The following is a 12,840-nucleotide window of genomic DNA, read 5'->3' as shown; positions in this document are numbered from 1 at the left end:
AAACGGCGCCGCTTTCCACCGTCGGCGGTTTCCTCAGCCGCGGCGGATGATCTAAAGGCTGAGCCGAACCGGGCCGCCCCGCCTGACGCGGGGCGGTCCTTCTTGTGTTAACCTGTACGTGCCAAGCTGGGACTCTGGCGGCGGGTCGACGAGCGACCCGGCGCGGCCGGCGGCACGGACCCGGCCGCGGCGTTGAAAACCCGCGGGCGGCGAGAGGGCGGAGCCTGACGGTGATGCGGATCCTGGCCATCGACACGGCGCTCGAGCGCTGCGCGGCCTGCATCATGGCGGACGATTCGCCCGAGCCCCTGGCCGAGGAGAGCATGGACCTCGCCCGCGGCCACGCCGAGGCGCTCCTGCCCCTCGTCGAGCGGGTGACGGCCCGGGTCGAGGGCGGGTTCGAGAGCCTCGACCGGGTCGCCGTCACGGTCGGCCCCGGCTCCTATACCGGCCTCCGGGTCGGGCTCTCGGCCGCCCGCGCGGTGGGCCTGGCCTGCGGCATCCCGGTCGTCGGCGTCACCACCCTGTCGGCCCTGCTGGCGCCGCTGCTGGCCGCCGAGGAGGATTACCTCGGCCAGGGCTACCTGCTGGCCGCCGCGATCGACGCCCGCCACGGCCACGTCTACTTCCAGGCCTTGAGCCAGGACGGCGGCATCGCCGTGCCGCCGGCCCTGCTGCCGCTGGCCGAGGCCGTGCGGCTCCTCGGACCCGGCCCCGCGGCGCTCGCCGGCTCCGCCGCCCCGGCGCTCGCCGCCGCGGCGACGGGCCTGGGGCAGCGCGCCGTGGTGCCGCAAGGCCACATCGCCCCGCAGATCGCCTGGGTCGCCTCCCTCGGCCTCGTCGCCGACCCGGCCCACGCGCTCGCCCGTCCCCTGTACCTGCGCGGGCCGGACGCCCAGCCGCAGGACCACGCCCGCCTCGCCCGCCGCTGACGGAGACCCCGATGAAGTGGATGCCGTTCCGCTCCCCCCCGACCGCCCACGTCGCGCCCCTGATCTCGGCCGACCGGGCCGGGGAGCTCGCGGCGCTCCACGCCACCGCCTTCGCGCGGCCCTGGGAGGCGGACGAGTTCGAGCGCATGCTGTGCGAGCGCGGCCACGCCGCCCACGCCCTGATGCTCGGCACGGTGATCGGCGGCTTCGTGCTGTCGCGCCAGGTGCTCGACGAGGCCGAGATCCTCACCATCGTTCTCGGCCCGGCCTCCCGCGGCGCGGGCCTGAGCCGCCAGCTGCTGCGCGCGCACCTCGTCGCCCTGGAGGATGCCGGCGTGCGCCGGGTCCATCTCGAGGTCGACGACGGCAACGCCCCGGCGCTCGCCCTGTACCGGCGGCTCGGCTTCTCCGAGACCGGCCGCCGGGCGAGCTACTACGCCCGGCCCGACGGCAGCCGCGCCAACGCGATCATGATGCAGGCGGCTTTGGGGTAGGGGTGGCGGAGGAACTCGGGCTGTCCGAGATCTAAGAGTGGCTCGGAACCCCCCCTCTCCCCGCGGGCGGGGAGAGGCCTGAGCTCCGAAGGGGCTCAGGGAGCCCGAAGGGCGGGGGTGAGGGGGTGTTTCCGAAGGAGTCTCACTCGTCGAGACCCCCTCACCCTCGCTCCGGCTTCGCCTGCGCTAGCTCCGTCGAAGACAGGGTCGCCGGAGCCCTCTCCCCACCCGCGGGGAGAGGGGAAGGCTGCGCCTTTTCCATTTCCGAACAACCCCTGGGCGACGGACCGACCCAGGCGATGGACAGCGCCGGGCCGGACTTGGTATGCGGCGAGGGACGCGCGGCCCGAACCGTGCATCCCATCAGACGACCTTCCCGAGCCGAGCCCCCGCCGCCCGAACCATGACGTACCTCGTCGCCGGCCTGCGGCTCCTCGCCTACGCCCTGACCTTCGCGCTCCTCACCGGGCCGCACTGGCTGGTCCTGAAGCTCGGGCGCGGCCACCTCGCCGGGCACGCGCCGGCCTGGCTGCACCGGGTCTTCCTGCGCCTGTTCCAGATCCGGATCACCGTCACCGGAACGCCGCCCGCGCCGGGCGAGGCGGCGCTCGTCATCGCCAACCACATCTCCTGGCTCGATATCCCGGTGCTGGGAGCCCTGCGCCCGCTCTCCTTCGTGGCGAAGTCCGAGATCGCCGGCTGGCCGGTGATCGGCACGCTCGCCCGGCTCCAGCGCACGGTGTTCATCGACCGCGCCCGCAAGCGCCACACCGCCGTCGTCAACACCGAGATGAGCCGCCGCCTGCGCGACGGCGAGCTGATCGTGCTGTTTGCCGAGGGCACCACCGGCGACGGGACCCGGCTCCTGCCGTTCCGCACCTCGCTCGTCGGCGCAGCGCGTGCGGCGATCACCGAGGGCGGCCTCGACCGGGTGCGGCTCCAGCCGCTCTGCATCGCCTATACGGGCCGCAACGGCCTGCCGCTGACCCGGGCCGAGCGGCCGGACATCGCCTGGTACGGCGACATGGAGCTCGGCCCCAGCGTCAAGCTGTTCTTCGAACGCGGCCCGATCGACGTCCGGGTGACCTGGGGCGAGCCGGTCGCCTTCGCCGCCGGCACCGACCGCAAGGCCGCGACGGCGCTGGCCGAGGCCTCGGTGCGCCGCGCCCTCCAGGAGGCGGTGACCGGCCGCCCGCCGGCGCCCGAGCCTCGGCCCGCGGCCATCCCGCGCCCCGCGCACGAGGCGCCGCCTATTCTCATTCCGGCCGCGACGGCTTAAATGACGGGATGCGGCCCGCGGACGGGCCGCCCCCGCCGCATCCGATCATCGTCATCCTCCAGGGCCGGTTCGTTGAAGAAAGCGTTCGTCAAATCCTACGGCTGCCAGATGAACGTCTACGACGCCTCGCGGATGGTCGACCTGCTCGGCCGCGAGGGCTTCGTCGAGACCGGCGCCGTCGAGGAGGCCGACGTCGTCGTCCTCAACACCTGCCACATTCGCGAGAAGGCGGCGGAGAAGGTCTATTCCGAGCTCGGCCGGCTGCGCGTCCTGAAGGGCGAGCGGGCGGAGGCCGGCCGCGAGACCACCGTCGTGGTGGCGGGCTGCGTCGCGCAGGCCGAGGGCCGCGAGATCCTGAACCGCGCCCCCGGCGTCGACGTGGTGGTGGGCCCGCAGAGCTACCACCGCCTGCCGCAGCTGCTCGCGGCCTCGAAGGACGGGCGCGTCGTCGACACCGAGTTCCCGGTCGAGGACAAGTTCGACCACCTGCCGGCGCGTCGCACCCCCGGCGTCTCGGCCTTCCTCACGGTGCAGGAGGGCTGCGACAAGTTCTGCGCCTTCTGCGTCGTGCCCTATACCCGCGGCGCGGAGGTTTCGCGCCCGGTGGACAAGATCGTCGCGGAGGCCGAGCGCCTGGCGGCGGCCGGCGCCCGCGAGCTGACCCTGATCGGCCAGAACGTCAACGCCTATCACGGCACCGGCCCGGACGGGCGTGACTGGACGCTCGGGGAACTGCTCCACCGCATCGCCGCCATCCCGGGGGTCCTGCGCCTGCGCTACACAACCAGCCACCCGCGCGACATGGACGAGGCCCTGATCGCGGCGCATCGCGACCTGCCGGCCCTGATGCCCTACCTGCACCTGCCGGTGCAATCGGGCTCGGACCGGATCCTGCACGCGATGAACCGCAAGCACGATGCCGACACCTATCGCCGGCTGATCGACCGGGTGCGGGCGGCGCGGCCCGACGTCGCCCTGTCCTCGGACTTCATCGTCGGCTTCCCCGGCGAGACCGACGCCGACCACGCCGAGACGATGCGGCTGATCGCCGATGTGGGTTTCGCCAGCGCGTTCTCGTTCAAGTACAGCCCGCGCCCCGGCACGCCGGCGGCCGAGAGCGACGACGCGGTGCCGGAAGCCGTCAAGAGCGCCCGGCTCGCCGAGTTGCAGGCGTTGCTGGAGCGCCAGCGCCAGGACTTCAACCACGCCACGGTCGGGCGCACCGTGCCGGTGCTGCTGGAGAAGCCCGGGCGCCATCCGGGCCAGGTCGCCGGCAAGTCGCCCTATCTCCAGGCGGTGCAGATCGAGGGCGACGTGTCCGCGATCGGCACCGTGATCCCGGTGCGGATCACCCGGGCGGGCTCGAACAGCCTGTTCGGCGAGGCGATCCCCCAATCCCCGGCCGCCACGACGGTCGGTGCGGCCGCGACGACGGCCGCCGCGTGAGGAACGACAGGATGGCGACGGGAGAGGCGGGCGGGCGCGGCCCGAGAGGGCGCGAGCCTGCGCGCGAGCGCGAGATTCCGCCGCGGGCGGTAGCGGGCCTGAGCGAGGCGGCCGAGATCGCGCTCACCTTCGACGACAACCGCCTGGCGAGCCTGGTCTTCGGCCAGTACGACCAGAACGTCGCCCATCTCGAGCGGCGGCTCGGCGTGGTGGCGACCGCGCTGGGCAACCACGTCGTGGTCAAGGGCCCGCCCGACTCGACCGAGCGCGCGCGCCGGGTGCTCGAGCTGCTCTACGCCCGCGTCCGCGACGGGGGCGGGACGCCGCTGACGCTCGGCGACGTCGACGGGGTGATCCAGGAATCCTCGCTCCAGGGGAACCTGTTCTCACCGGCCGAGGCGCCGGCGAACGGCGAGCGGCCGTCCTTCGACCAGATCGCCACCCGCCGCCGCGGCGGCGTGCGGGCCCGCAACGCGGCGCAGGACGCCTACATCAAGGCGCTGCGCGCCCACGAGCTGGTCTTCGCCGAAGGCCCCGCCGGCACCGGCAAGACCTGGCTCGCCGTCGGCTACGCCGTCTCGCTCCTGGAGCAAGGCCACGCCGAGCGGCTGATCCTGTCTCGGCCCGCGGTCGAGGCCGGCGAGCGCTTAGGGTTCCTGCCCGGCGACATGCGCGAGAAGGTCGATCCGTACCTGCGGCCGATCTACGACGCCCTCTACGACTTCATGGAGGCGCGCCACGTCGACCGCGGCCTGCAGACCGGCATGATCGAGATCGCGCCGCTCGCCTTCATGCGCGGGCGGACGCTGACCAACGCGGTGGTGCTCCTCGACGAGGCGCAGAACACCACCTCGATGCAGATGAAGATGTTCCTGACGCGCCTCGGCGAGAACTCGCGGATGATCGTCACGGGCGATCCGAGCCAGATCGACCTGCCGCCGGGCCAGAAATCCGGCCTCGTCGAGGCGGTGCGCATCCTCGACGGCGTCGAGGGCATCGGCCGGGTCACCTTCCGGGACGTCGACGTGGTGCGCCACGACCTGGTGCGCCGGATCGTCACGGCCTACGAGTCGGACGCGCACGAGCACCGCGACGAGACGGCCCAGCGGCCGACGCCGCCGCGCCGGGGGCCGCTGCCGTGAGTGACGAGAACGAGATCGATGTGGCGATCGAGGACGAGCGCTGGGAGACCGTCGCGCCCGACCTCGAAGGCTTCGTCGCGAAGGCGGTCGAGGCGGCGCTCGCCATCGTGCCGCCGGGCGGCCCGATCGAGATCAGCATCGTGCTCACCGACGATCCAGCGGTGCAGGAGCTGAACCGGACCTGGCGGGGCAAGGACAAGCCGACCAACGTGCTGTCCTTCCCCAACGAGCAGCCGCATGGCGGGGGCCCGCGCCTGCTGGGCGACGTGGTTCTTGCGTATGACACAATGCTGCGCGAGAGTGGGGAGCAGTCCAAGCCCCTCGACCACCACCTCGCCCATCTCGTGGTTCATGGCACGCTGCACCTCCTCGGTCACGACCACGAGCTCGGCGACGCCGAGGCCGACGCCATGGAGGCGTTGGAGGTCAAGGCCCTGCGGCGCCTCGGCGTGCCGGACCCCTATGGCGATCCGGCGGTTTAAGGCCCGGACGCCCTCACCCCAGACGCGAGAGACATGAGCAACGATCGAAGTCGCAGCGCCGCCGCGACCGCGCAGGCGATCCCGGAGGACGACAGTCCGGGGCGCGAACCCTGGTATGATCGCCTTCTCAGCATCTTCCACCTGAAAGCCCGCGACGCCCAGCGCGACGGCCTCGCGGACGCCCTGGCGGAGGTGCAGAACGGCGACCACCCGGTCTCCGCGGTCGAGCAGGCGATGCTCAAGAACGTGCTCAGCCTCCACCGGGTGCGGGTCGACGACGTGATGATCCCCCGCTCCGACGTGGTGGCGGTCTCGATCGACACCGCGCTGGGCGACCTGCTCAAGGTCTTTCGCGGCGCCGGGCATTCCCGCCTGCCCGTCTACGGCGAGAGCCTGGACGACCCCCGCGGCATGGTCCACATCCGCGACTTCGTCGACTACATGGCGAGCCGGGCCGAGGCCGGCGGCGACCGCCTGCCCGACCTCGCCGAAGTCGACCTCACGGCGACGCTCGCCACCACCCGCATCCTGCGCCCGGTGCTGTTCGTGCCGCCCTCGATGCCGGCGATCGACCTGCTCGCCCGGATGCAGGCCAGCCGCACCCACATGGCCCTCGTCATCGACGAGTACGGCGGCACCGACGGCCTGATCTCGATCGAGGACCTGATCGAGGTGGTGGTCGGCGACATCGAGGACGAGCACGACGTCGCCGAGACCCACCGCGTGCTCAAGGTCGACGGCGAGAGCGAGATCTTCGTCGCCGATGCCCGCGCCAGCCTCGACGACGTCGCCGAGGCGACCGGGGTCGACCTCGCGGCGGCGGTGGGGGAGGCGGCCGAGGAGGTCGACACCCTCGGCGGCCTGATCGTCACCCTCGCCGGGCGGGTCCCGGCCCGGGGCGAGGTCATCGCCGTGCCGGGCGACTTCGAGGTCGAGGTGCTGGATGCCGATCCGCGGCGGATCAAGCGCCTGCGCATGCATCGCGGCCTTGCCCGGCTCGAAGGCCCGGAGACGCCCCTCGCCCTGCCGCCGCCCGGCGGGGAGATCGTGCGGGCCGATTCCGCCGCCTGATCCCGGTCCCGGGCCGGAGCCCGGGACAGCCATGATGCAGAAACACTGACCTGAGATGGAGCGGGCCGCGCTGTTCCGCTTAGGGACCGCCCACGAGCCCGCTTCATGCACGACACCGATACCGGCGGGGCGGCGCTCGCCGTCCCGGCAGCGAGCTTCGGCCTGGCGCCGCTCGCCCACCGCGTCGCCCTCACCGCGGGCTGGACCCGCCTCGCCCTGGCCTGGCTCACCGGTGCCTGCGGGGCGCTGGCGATGCCGCCCTTCGGGATCCTGCCGGCCCTCTGCGTCGCCTTGGTGCCGGCGGTGTGGCTGCTCGACGGGGCGGCCACCGCCCCCTCGCGCCTCGGCAGGCGGGCCGGCACGGCGCTAGCCGCCGGCCTGATCGGCTGGGCCTGGGGCTTCGGCTACCTCACCGCCGGCCTGTGGTGGCTCGGCGCCGCCTTCCTGGTCGAGGCCGACCAGTTCGCCTACCTGATGCCGCTCGGGGTGCTCGGCCTGCCGGCGGTCCTGGGGCTGTTCTACGGCGCGGGCTTCGCCGTCGCGCGTCTCCTGTGGTCGCCGGGCCCGGGCCGGATCGCCGCGCTCGCCTTCGGGATCGCCGGCGCCGAGTGGCTGCGCGGCCACCTGTTCACCGGCTTTCCCTGGAACACCCTCGGGATGGCGCTCGGCCAGAACCTGTGGCTGATGCAGGCGGCCTCGGTCGTCGGGCTCTACGGGCTCACCGTGCTGGCGGTGCTCTGCGCCGCGGCGCCCGCCACCCTCGCCGATGCGGGCGGGCCCGCGCGGCGATGGGGACCGCTTACCGGCGCGCTCCTCGTGCTCGCGGCCCTGGGCGTCGGCGGGGCGCTGCGGCTGCCCGCCGGCCCGATGCCGGAGGTGCCCGGCGTGCGCCTGCGCCTCGTCCAGGCCAACATCCCGCAGGATGCCCGCTTCAACCCGCGCAACCGCGAGGGCATCCTCGAGCGGTATCTGGGCCTCAGCGACAGCGCCACCGCGCCCGACCGCCAGAGCCTGCGCGATGTCACCCACCTGATCTGGCCGGAATCCTCGTTCCCGTTCCTGATCCAGCGCGATCCCCAGGCCCTGCGGCGGATCGGCAGCGCGCTGCCCTCCGGCACGCTCCTCGTCACCGGCGCCGCCCGGGCCGACGAGCCGCTGCCCGGCGAGCGGCTGCACTTCTACAACTCGATCCTGATGATCGGGCAGGACGGCCTCGTCGGCGGACGCTACGACAAGCTCCACCTCGTGCCGTTCGGCGAGTACCTGCCGGGACCGGTCGACAGCCTGCTGCGGGCGCTCGGCCTCAAGCAGTTCGTGGCGGTGCCGGGGGGCTTCACCGCCGGCGAGGCGCACGAGCGGCCGCCGCTCGCGGTGCCGGGCCTGCCGCCGGTGGCGCCCTCGATCTGCTACGAGGCGATCTTCCCCGGCGCCGTCGCCTCGCACCGGGAGCGTCCGGGCGTCCTCCTCAACGTCACCAACGACGGCTGGTTCGGCGACACGCCCGGCCCGCGCCAACACTTCGCGCAGGCGCGCCTGCGCGCGGTGGAGGAAGGAATTCCTCTCGTGCGCGCCGCCAATACCGGGATCAGCGCCGTGGTCGATCCTTACGGACGCGTGACGGGCATGTTGTCCGTCGGCACCGAGGGCGTCCTCGATCGCAACCTGCCGAGAAACCTTAGGGAAAGCACAGCGTACGTACGATTCGGAGATGTCTTTTTCATCATCATGCTCTTAGGGTGCGGAGCAATGGCCCTGGCGGCGCGCGTTCGGCGCGCGCCCGTCCCGCCCCGCGGAGCGTCAATGTGAAGAAGGCACCCGATCCGGTTGATCGTCATGTCGGGCACCGCGTGCGTGTCAGGCGGCTTCTCATCGGCGTGAGCCAGGAAAAGCTGGGCGATGCCCTCGGCGTGACGTTCCAGCAGATCCAGAAATACGAGAAGGGAACCAACCGGATCAGCGCCAGCCGGCTGCGCCAGATCGCCGACATGCTGAGCGTGCCGGTGAGCTTCTTCTACGAAGGGGCGCCGCGCCAGGACGGCGGACGCGACGAGGCGGCGACGGAGCCCGACTCCGACATCGCCGCCCACGACGTGTTCTGGACCAGCCAGGACCTGCAACTGGTGCGCGCCTTCCAGCGTATCACCGACCATCAGGTGCGCCGGCGCATCATCAGCCTCGTCGAGGCGATCGGCACCGGTACCGCCACCGCGGCGTCCGCCGCCACGGAGTGAGGATCGGCACGAGGCCGCCCGCGGACCGGGATTGCACAGGTTGCGCTGCCCACCCCGGCGCCGCCGCGGTATGACCCTCCCGAACGCGCGCGACACGCGCGACGCACTCGCGCGCAGGCGCGACGGGGAGGGATGGCCTTGCGGAGCATCGAACGGGAGCCCGGCGCGCAGCGCGCGCGGCCGGGAAGGGCGGAGCCCGGCTTCCATCCGGTCCTGATCGGCCTCGGGCTGATGCTGGTCGCCTTCAACCTCCGGCCCGCCCTGTCGAGCGTCGGTCCGCTCCTGCCCGGCATCCGGGCCGAGACCGGCCTGTCCGGCGCGCTCGCCGGGGCTCTCATCACCCTGCCGGTCCTGTGCCTCGGGGTGTTCGGCCGCCTCGCACCGCTTCTGGTGCGGCGCATCGGGCCGGATGCCGGCGTGCTGGCGGCGCTCGTGGTGCTGGCGCTCGGCCTGGGCCTGCGCGGCCTCGGCGGGGTGCCGCTGCTCTTCCTCGGCTCGGTGGTCGCCGCCGCGGCGATCGGGATCGTCGGGGTGATCCTGCCCGGCATCGTCAAGCGCGACTTTCCCGACCGGGCCGGGCTGATGACCGGGCTCTACACCGCGCTCCTGTGCCTGGGCGCCGCCGCCGGGGCCGGCTTCACCGTGCCGGCGCGCCGCGCCCTCGACCTCGGCTGGGACGGCGCCCTGATGCTGTGGGCCGCGCCGGCTCTCGTCGCCGCCGCCGCCTGGCTGCCCTTCGTGCGCGGCCGGCCGCTGCCCTCCGGCACGGCCGCGCGGCCGAGCGGCCGGCTCTGGCGCGACCCGCTGGCCTGGCAGGTCACCGCCTTCATGGGCCTGCAATCGTCGCTCGCCTACATCGTGTTTGGCTGGCTGCCCGCCGCCCTGGTCGACCGGGGCTTCGACCTCGTGACCGCTGGGCTCGTCGCCTCGGTCTCGGCGCTGGCGCAGGGCGCGCTCGCCCTCGTGGTGCCGACCCTCGCCGCGCGCCGGCCCGACCAGCGCCCCTGGGTGGTGCTGGTGGTCAGCCTGCCGCTCGTCGGCTTCACCGGGCTCCTGCTCGGCCCGCTGGCGCTGGCCTGGGGCTTCGCGCTGCTGCTGGGCCTCGGCCTCGGCGGCTGCTTCGGCCTTGCCCTCACGCTGATCGTGCTGCGCGCCGGCGATCCCCGCGCCGCCGCCGAGCTCTCCGCCATGGCGCAGGGCGTCGGCTACTGCTTTGCCGCCCTCGGGCCGTTCCTGGTCGGCATTGTGCACGACCTGAGCGGCGGATGGGGCCTGCCGGCCCTGCTCTATGCGATCCTGTGCCTGTCGGCCGGGAGCTTCGGGCTGTTCGCGGCGCGGGACCGGACGGTGCGGGTCTGAAAGAGGCGACCCCCAGACATCGACGGCTGGCCGACTGGCCGACATCTCTCCGCGTCGTCCTAAGCAGATATCGCCGAAGTGGTTGCCGGTTCGGCGCCAAAAATCTGCGGCAAAACAAGAATCTAAGCGGACGAAGCGTCGGCCTGCCAACGCAAGTCTGCTTAGGGCTCGCTGCAAGCGAGAACCCAGGATCCACGACCGCTGAGGGGTGCCAGACCAAGCGGATCGCGGCCCGCCTCGTCCTGAGCCGTCGGCGGTTATGGATCCCGGGTTCCGCTGCCGCGGCCCCGGGATGACGCGGAGGATTCGAACTACACCGGCTTAACTCAGCAACTTGTCAGTTGCCGCGCACCAGCGCCTCGAGCACCTTCGCCCCCGGCCGCCCGGTCTGCGGCATGCCGAGGCGGCGCTCGATGTCCTTGATCGCCTCGCGGGTCTTGGCGCCGACCCGGCCGTCGGGCTCGCCGACGTCGTAGCCGCGGGCGGCGAGCGCGCTCTGGAGGCTGCGGCGCTCGGCCCGGGACAGGGGCGGGTCGTCGGTCGGCCAGGCGGTCTGCACGCCGGCCTTGCCGCGCAGGCGGTCGGAGAGGACCGCGATGGCGAGCCCGTACGACTCGGCGGCGTTGTAGGAGTAGATCGCGTCGAAGTTCTTGGTCACCAGGAAGGCCGGGCCGTTGGCGCCGGCCGGTGCCAGGATGCCCACCGGCCCCTCGGCCGAGAGCGGCCGGCCGTCGAGCCGGGTGACGCCGAGCGACGCCCAGTGCGCCACCGGCTTCTTGTTCTTGCGCCCCGCCGCCGCGACGTTGAAGCCGGAGGGCAGCCGCACCTCGTAGCCCCAGGGCTGGCCGTTGTGCCACTTGGCGACGCGCAGGAAGTTGGCGGTGGAGCCGACCGCGTCCGGCACCGAATCGACCACGTCGCGGCGCCCGTCGCCGTCGAGGTCGACCGCGAGGCGCTGGTAGGTGGTCGGCATGAACTGGGTCTGGCCGAAGGCGCCGGCCCAGGAGCCGGTCAGGCGCTCGGGCGCGATGTCGCCCCGGTCGATGATCTTGAGGGTGGCGATCAGTTCGCTGCGGAAGAACTCGCGCCGGCGGGTGCCGCCGCAGGCCAGCGTCGCGAGCGACTGCACCAGCGGCATCTTGCCGAGGTTCTTGCCGAAATTCGATTCGACGCCCCACACCGCCGCGATGGTGTAGCGGTCGACGCCGTAGCGCGCCTCGGCCTGGGCCAGGGCGTTGCCGTGCTGGCGCATGGCGGCGCGGCCGTCATCGACCCGCTCGTCGTCGACGAGGGCGGCCATGTAGTCCCAGATCGGGGTCTTGAACTCGGGCTGGGCCTGGGACAGCTCGATCACCTTGTCGTCGAAGGCGATGCCGGCCGTGGCCGCCTGGAACGCCGCCGGCGACACGCCGGCCGCCGCCGCGTCCTGGCCGATCCCGGCGAGGCAGGAGCGGAAATCCGCCAGCGCCGCCTGCGGCAGGCCGATCCCGGCGAGGCAGAGCAGGGTGGCGGCCTTGAGGGTCGCGCGCCGCGTCATGAGCAGAAGTCTCTCCCGTTTCGCCGATCCGAGCACCGGAATAGGGCGGCATCAGGGTTAACAAAAACCTGACGGAACCGGCGACCGGAGGAGGATCCGCCGCGGCGAACCGCCCTCCGGCCCGGCGGGATTATTTTCGTGAGGAGACCGTCGGCCAAGCCGACGTGGGCTGCCACCTCTCCGTGTCATCCCGGGTTCCGCTGCGCGGCCCCGGGATGACACGGAGGGTCGCAGGTCGGTCAGCCCACCCGAGGGGGCGCTCAGGCCCAGGGCCGCTCGGCGAGCTTCTGCTCGTAGGCGTCGATCGCCGGCGCCTTCTCGAGGGTCAGGCCGATGTCGTCGAGGCCGTTGACGAGGTTGTGCTTGCGGCCCGGATCGATGTCGAAGTGCAGCGTGCCGCCGTCCGGGCCCTTGATGACTTGGTTCTCGAGGTCGATCGTCAGCGTCGCGTTGGCGCCGCGATCGGCGTCGTCGAGGAGCTTTTCCAGGTCCTCCGGGCTCACCGTGATCAGCAGGATGCCGTTCTTGGCGCTGTTGTTGAAGAAGATGTCGGCAAAGCTCGTCGAGATGATGCAGCGGATGCCGAAATCGGCGAGCGCCCACGGCGCGTGTTCGCGCGAGGAGCCGCAGCCGAAATTGTCGCCCGCCACCAGGATCTTGGCGTTGCGGTAGGCCGGCTGGTTGAGGACGAAGTCGGGGTTCTCCGAGCCGTCGTCGCGGTAGCGCATCTCGGAGAACAGGCCCTTGCCGAGGCCGGTGCGCTTGATCGTCTTGAGGTACTGCTTGGGGATGATGCGGTCGGTGTCGACGTTGACGATCGGCAGCGGCGCCGCGACGCCCTCCAGCACGGTGAACTTTTCCATTGAT

Annotated in this window: 12 protein-coding genes; 10 read left to right on the top strand and 2 right to left on the bottom strand. The window is 72.6% G+C overall.

The features are described from left to right. Positions 1-233 precede the first annotated feature (233 nt). The 10 genes from tsaB to ACS5PV_RS00815 all read left to right on the top strand — a co-directional run bounded on the left by tsaB (position 234) and on the right by ACS5PV_RS00815 (position 10,436). Positions 234-932 (top strand): tRNA (adenosine(37)-N6)-threonylcarbamoyltransferase complex dimerization subunit type 1 TsaB, encoded by a 699-nt coding sequence (gene tsaB / locus ACS5PV_RS00860; protein ID WP_455393499.1) that lies wholly within the window; start codon positions 234-236, stop codon positions 930-932. 11 nt (positions 933-943) lie between these two features. Then, entirely contained in the window at positions 944-1,426 is a 483-nt protein-coding gene (locus tag ACS5PV_RS00855) for a GNAT family N-acetyltransferase (RefSeq protein ID WP_455393498.1), read from the top strand. Positions 1,427-1,829: 403 nt separating this feature from the next. Continuing rightward, positions 1,830-2,705 carry a lysophospholipid acyltransferase family protein gene (locus ACS5PV_RS00850; RefSeq protein ID WP_455393497.1) on the top strand — a complete coding sequence of 292 codons (876 nt, stop codon included), beginning with the start codon at positions 1,830-1,832 and terminating at the stop codon, positions 2,703-2,705. 72 nt (positions 2,706-2,777) lie between these two features. After that, the gene (miaB, locus tag ACS5PV_RS00845; RefSeq protein ID WP_455393496.1) at positions 2,778-4,151 is read left to right on the top strand and encodes a tRNA (N6-isopentenyl adenosine(37)-C2)-methylthiotransferase MiaB; all 1,374 of its coding nucleotides are present in this window, start codon (positions 2,778-2,780) and stop codon (positions 4,149-4,151) included. A gap of 11 nt (positions 4,152-4,162) precedes the next feature. Continuing rightward, positions 4,163-5,293 (top strand): PhoH family protein, encoded by a 1,131-nt coding sequence (locus tag ACS5PV_RS00840; protein WP_455393495.1) that lies wholly within the window; start codon positions 4,163-4,165, stop codon positions 5,291-5,293. Then, on the top strand, positions 5,290-5,775 hold the full coding sequence (gene ybeY, locus ACS5PV_RS00835) for an rRNA maturation RNase YbeY (protein ID WP_455393494.1): 486 nt from the start codon (positions 5,290-5,292) through the stop codon (positions 5,773-5,775). The genes ACS5PV_RS00840 and ybeY overlap by 4 nt, the downstream gene beginning before the upstream one ends. Before the next feature lie 33 nt (positions 5,776-5,808). After that, on the top strand, positions 5,809-6,846 hold the full coding sequence (locus tag ACS5PV_RS00830; RefSeq protein ID WP_455393493.1) for a hemolysin family protein: 1,038 nt from the start codon (positions 5,809-5,811) through the stop codon (positions 6,844-6,846). Between the two features lie 105 nt (positions 6,847-6,951). Beyond that, entirely contained in the window at positions 6,952-8,652 is a 1,701-nt protein-coding gene (gene lnt / locus ACS5PV_RS00825; protein WP_455393492.1) for an apolipoprotein N-acyltransferase, read from the top strand. Beyond that, positions 8,649-9,077: a helix-turn-helix domain-containing protein gene (locus ACS5PV_RS00820; protein WP_455393491.1), complete on the top strand. Its 429-nt coding sequence runs from the start codon at positions 8,649-8,651 to the stop codon at positions 9,075-9,077. Before lnt ends, ACS5PV_RS00820 begins: the two co-directional genes overlap by 4 nt. Positions 9,078-9,215: 138 nt before the next feature. Then, positions 9,216-10,436, top strand: coding sequence for an MFS transporter (locus tag ACS5PV_RS00815; protein WP_455393490.1), 1,221 nt, complete (start codon positions 9,216-9,218; stop codon positions 10,434-10,436). Between the two features lie 337 nt (positions 10,437-10,773). Here the strand turns inward: ACS5PV_RS00815 and ACS5PV_RS00810 are convergent, their stop codons facing one another. Continuing rightward, a complete protein-coding gene (locus ACS5PV_RS00810) occupies positions 10,774-11,973 on the bottom strand; it encodes a lytic murein transglycosylase (protein WP_455393489.1) in 1,200 nt (399 codons plus the stop codon). Positions 11,974-12,233: 260 nt separating this feature from the next. Continuing rightward, positions 12,234-12,836: a 3-isopropylmalate dehydratase small subunit gene (gene leuD, locus ACS5PV_RS00805; protein ID WP_455393488.1), complete on the bottom strand. Its 603-nt coding sequence runs from the start codon at positions 12,834-12,836 to the stop codon at positions 12,234-12,236. Positions 12,837-12,840: the final 4 nt, after the last annotated feature.

This window comes from Methylobacterium sp. Gmos1, from assembly GCF_053764715.1.
This window is presented reverse-complemented; position numbering and strand designations above follow the sequence as displayed.

Coding starts and splice junctions, on each gene's coding strand:
- ACS5PV_RS00830 (WP_455393493.1), top strand. CDS start 5,809: ATGAGCAACGATCGAAGTCGCAGCGCCGCCGCGACCGCGCAGGCGATC.
- lnt (WP_455393492.1), top strand. CDS start 6,952: ATGCACGACACCGATACCGGCGGGGCGGCGCTCGCCGTCCCGGCAGCG.
- ACS5PV_RS00840 (WP_455393495.1), top strand. CDS start 4,163: ATGGCGACGGGAGAGGCGGGCGGGCGCGGCCCGAGAGGGCGCGAGCCT.
- leuD (WP_455393488.1), bottom strand. CDS start 12,836: ATGGAAAAGTTCACCGTGCTGGAGGGCGTCGCGGCGCCGCTGCCGATC.
- ACS5PV_RS00850 (WP_455393497.1), top strand. CDS start 1,830: ATGACGTACCTCGTCGCCGGCCTGCGGCTCCTCGCCTACGCCCTGACC.
- ACS5PV_RS00810 (WP_455393489.1), bottom strand. CDS start 11,973: ATGACGCGGCGCGCGACCCTCAAGGCCGCCACCCTGCTCTGCCTCGCC.
- ACS5PV_RS00855 (WP_455393498.1), top strand. CDS start 944: ATGAAGTGGATGCCGTTCCGCTCCCCCCCGACCGCCCACGTCGCGCCC.
- tsaB (WP_455393499.1), top strand. CDS start 234: ATGCGGATCCTGGCCATCGACACGGCGCTCGAGCGCTGCGCGGCCTGC.